At 64.5% G+C, this 2,872-nt stretch carries 4 protein-coding genes; 3 read left to right on the top strand and 1 reads right to left on the bottom strand.

What is annotated here, in order from left to right; translation table 11 throughout:
* Positions 1 to 181: 181 nt before the first annotated feature.
* Both mce and V5A53_RS14270 read left to right on the top strand, forming a co-directional pair.
* Positions 182 to 565, top strand: coding sequence for a methylmalonyl-CoA epimerase (gene mce, locus V5A53_RS14275; protein ID WP_332314279.1), 384 nt, complete (start codon positions 182 to 184; stop codon positions 563 to 565).
* A 37-nt stretch (positions 566 to 602) separates the two neighbouring features.
* Complete coding sequence (locus V5A53_RS14270) at positions 603 to 1,616, top strand: NAD(P)H-dependent flavin oxidoreductase (RefSeq protein WP_332314278.1); 1,014 nt, start codon at positions 603 to 605, stop codon at positions 1,614 to 1,616.
* A gap of 199 nt (positions 1,617 to 1,815) precedes the next feature.
* Here V5A53_RS14270 and V5A53_RS14265 read toward each other — a convergent pair whose 3' ends face one another.
* A complete protein-coding gene (locus V5A53_RS14265) occupies positions 1,816 to 2,463 on the bottom strand; it encodes an FAD-dependent oxidoreductase (RefSeq protein WP_332314277.1) in 648 nt (215 codons plus the stop codon).
* Positions 2,464 to 2,647: 184 nt separating this feature from the next.
* Between V5A53_RS14265 and V5A53_RS14260 the strand changes: the two genes are divergently transcribed.
* The coding region (locus tag V5A53_RS14260) for a 2-oxoacid:acceptor oxidoreductase family protein (RefSeq protein WP_332314276.1) at positions 2,648 to 2,872 on the top strand (225 nt) is incomplete at its 3' end.

Below are 2,872 nucleotides of genomic sequence, written 5' to 3'. Positions count from 1 at the left end.
TTCGCCGCGCGTCAGTCCGTGCGCGCTACGGCGACTCGGCGCTTCGCGCCTCGTCGCCGGGAACCGCCTCGGGGACGCTTTTCAAGCGCCCCACTCGGCGGATGCCCATTCCGTTCGGCTCCCCAGTTATCTGAATCTAAGGAACACGAACTATTTGCCGTCGGCCCGTCAGACCCCGAATATGCACTTCGACCACGCGGGCGTCGCGACCGACAACGCCGAAGGACTGGCATTCCTCTATGAGGACCTGTTCGACTGCGAAATCGTCCACGAAGAGCGGTTCGAGGACCTGAAGGTCATATTCCTCGGCCTCGAGAACGGCTACTTCGAATTACTGGAACCGCAGGAGGAGGGAACGATTTCCAAGTATCTCGATGAACACGGCCCCGGCCTCCACCACATGGCCCTCGAAACCGACGACATCGAGGCCGCCCTCGAAAACGCCAAGGATGTCGGTGTCGACCTCATCGATGAAGAGCCACGCCGAGGTGCGTGGAACCATCAGGTCGCATTCCTCCATCCGGCCTCGACCGGCGGGGTCCTCGTCGAGTTCGTCGAACACTAACGCGGGGCTTTATTCTCCGTTCGAACGATTACCGGACGTGACTCTGTCGACGTCACTCTGTGAGACGCTCGGCATCGACCACCCCATCGTGCAGGCGCCTATCGGGAGCGCGACCCGGCCCGAACTCGCCGCGGCCGTCTCGAACGCCGGCGGTCTCGGAACGCTTGCGGTGACGTGGCGCCCGCCGGAGAAAGCCGCCGAATTCGTCGAGCGGACTCGGGACCTGACCGAGGCCCCCTTCGGCGTGAACATCGTGCTGGACCCCGACGCCAAGGAGGTCGCTACCGAGGACCACCTCGATGCCGTCCTCGGCGCTGACGTCCCCATCGTCTCGTTTTCGTTCGGTGACGCGACGCCGTATATCGACCACGTACACGACGCGGACGCGAAAGCGCTGGTGACGGTCGGCAGCGCTGAAGAGGCCGAACGGGTCGCGGATGCCGGCGCCGACGCCATCGTCGCACAGGGTTGGGAGGCCGGCGGCCACGTCCAAAGCGAGGTGGCGACCCTGCCGCTGATCCCCCGAGTCGACGACGCGGTGGACGTGCCGGTCATCGCCGCGGGCGGCATCGCGGACGGTAGAGGTGTGGCCGCCGTCCTCGCCGCGGGAGCCGACGGGGCGTGGCTCGGCACCCGATTCGTCGCCACCGAGGAGGCCGCCGTCGACTCCCTCTACCGAGAACGAATCGTCGAGGCCGACGAGACGGATACCCTCTATTCGGAACTGTTCGATGTTGGCTGGGAGGGGATGCCCCACAGGGTCATCCGCAACAGTACGGTCGAAGACTGGGAGAAAGCCGGCCGCCCGAAATCAGGCGAACGACCGGGCGAGGGCGAAGTCATTGCCGAATATCCGGGTGGCTACCCCATCGAGCGCTACGGCGACGACCTCCCGATGGAAGGTGTCGAGGGCGACCTCGAAGCCCTCGCACTCTACGCAGGCCAAAGCAGCGGACTGACTGACGAGATCCAGCCGGCGGGTGACGTCGTAACCGAACTCGTCCAGGAGACCGAAACGAGAATCGAGGCGACGGCGAGCCTCATCGAATAGCCGGAAAGAAACACCGTTTCGGCTATCTACGCAAAAATAAAGGTTGCATCCGCGAGGGGGCGTCCGAAGGTCGCCCCCGAAGCGGTTCGCCGCGCGAGCGAAGCGAGCGCGGGACCGAGACCCGACCGGAGGGAGGGTCGAAGTGTCTTTTTCATGAACGTTTTTGCCGGGTCGGCTTCGCCGACCCGTGCAAAAAGTTTCAGCCGAAGTTCTCTGCCTTCGCTTCCTCTGGTTGGCCCCCAGCGGCTTCGATGGCGTCGTTGGCGTCTTCGAGGAAGTCGGCGAAGCCGTAGATGAAGACCTGCTCGCCCTCGTCGTTGGTGAGAACGTCGGCGACGGCGTCGGTCAGCGGCTCGGATTCGGAGAGGATGAAGACGTCTGCGCCGGTGGTGGCGATGGTGGCAAGGCGGTCCTCGTGAAGGGGATGGTCGTCCCGGTAGACGATGGCGGCCTCGTTGCCGTCGGCGAGGGCGCGTTCGGCGATGGCGACGGCAGGGCCGACACCGGGGCCGCCCGCGAGAACGACGACGCGGGCCTCGTCCTCGTAGTAGTCGCCACCGAAGGGGCCGGTGATGGTGACGGTGTCGCCGGCTTCGATGTTCAGGAGGTATTCGCTGAAGGCGCCGCCCTCATCGGGGTCGTATGAGATGGTGAACTCGAAGGTCTCGTCGGTATCGGGCGAGGAGACCGTGTAGAAGCGGCCTTCGGTCTCGCCGTCGATCTCGGTCGAGAGCTTGACGAACTGCCCGGGTTCGGCCTCGAATCCCGCGGGGGTTTCGAGGTCGATGGCGACGGCGTCGGGGCCGACCTCGCGGACGGCAGCGACGGTCGTCTCGATGGGGTCCATACCTGCTAGGGGCCGTCCCGAAGGGAAGGCGTTTTCGAAGGCATCTGAGTCGGCATATAAACCAGTTCTCCGTTCCGTGGCGTTAATCGTTAACGTCCTCGTTCGGGGCGAGAAACCGGAAAATCACTCAACTGCGGCAATATTCAGAAGGCTTAACGTGCGTCGCGCAGAAGCCGAACGTAGTATGCCAGAGGACCTCAACTGGGCCGTCGGCGGGGAGGCCGGCGACGGGATCGACTCCACTGGGAAGATCTTCGCCCAGGCGCTCTCGCGTGCGGGGCGCCACGTCTTTACCTCGAAGGACTTCGCATCACGAATCCGCGGCGGCTATACCGCCTACAAGGTACGGACGTCGGTCGACCGCGTCGAGAGTGTCGTCGACAGACTCGACATCCTGATCGCGCTCACA

Origin of the sequence: Natronomonas sp. (genome assembly GCF_036625485.1) — an archaeon.
GTDB lineage: Archaea > Halobacteriota > Halobacteria > Halobacteriales > Haloarculaceae > Natronomonas.
This window is presented reverse-complemented; position numbering and strand designations above follow the sequence as displayed.